Origin of the sequence: Parendozoicomonas verongulae, assembly GCF_009711465.1 — a bacterium.
Lineage (GTDB): Bacteria > Pseudomonadota > Gammaproteobacteria > Pseudomonadales > Endozoicomonadaceae > Sansalvadorimonas > Sansalvadorimonas verongulae.
The window spans coordinates 1648-2337 of sequence record NZ_SMME01000648.1 but is presented as its reverse complement, the minus strand read 5'-3'; the positions used below and the strand labels follow the sequence as shown (position 1 = coordinate 2337).

2 protein-coding genes are annotated in these 690 nt (G+C 52.5%); both read right to left on the bottom strand.

The window, feature by feature from the left end:
- Positions 1-288, bottom strand: a 288-nt coding sequence (locus E1189_RS24955) for a hypothetical protein (RefSeq protein ID WP_230460039.1), incomplete at its 3' end; no start/stop codon positions are given.
- 120 nt (positions 289-408) lie between these two features.
- On the bottom strand, positions 409-690 hold a 282-nt coding region (locus E1189_RS24950), incomplete at its 5' end, for a hypothetical protein (protein WP_230460038.1).

Genomic DNA, 690 nt, shown 5'->3' with positions numbered 1-690 from the left:
TTCACCTGTTATTATCACGTCATCCGTCGCCTCAGCTCTCAGCCCAAGGGTTTCCTTGTCCTGGCGTGATAGCCTGATTCTGGATGGACTCCCTACCCCACGGCAGACCAGGCTATTTTCTGGACCCGATACACAAAATGTGTCGTCCAAAGGCTGAACGGTGGGCGATGACGTGCGGATACGGCCTGTTGAGATGATACCGGCCTCCCCTGATGGCAAAACAAGGGTGCAACTGCTCACCTGCTTATCCGTACCCGCATCAACAACAATAGCGGGAGCAACGGTCAAGATAAGCCAAAGATATGAGGCACTTGCCAGCCTTTGCAACGAGCATAATCTCTGATTCAACCCAGGCCACGAAAGGCTAGTCGATGAGTAAGGCCGGGGCAATTTTCAAACACGGTAAAATTATGGATCCGGACAGCTCCAGGGGAGGGGTTGTTCAATATCAACATCTTCCCAAGTCTGAACTGTTGAAGCCATAGCTGTTCTTTTTAAATTCCTCTCTTTTCCTTTCGAGCCATTCCCTTTGCACTGGGCGCCGCTGCGGCCTCGGCGGTGAGAGTAAAGCTGTTTGACCGTATCGAAGGTGATGCCGCAGGAGCAGGTGGTGTTCTGCTTTCCCTTGCACCGCACATCACTGCTGCTCCGACGGTGAGTATTAAGCAGGTTGGCTGAATCGAAGGTGGT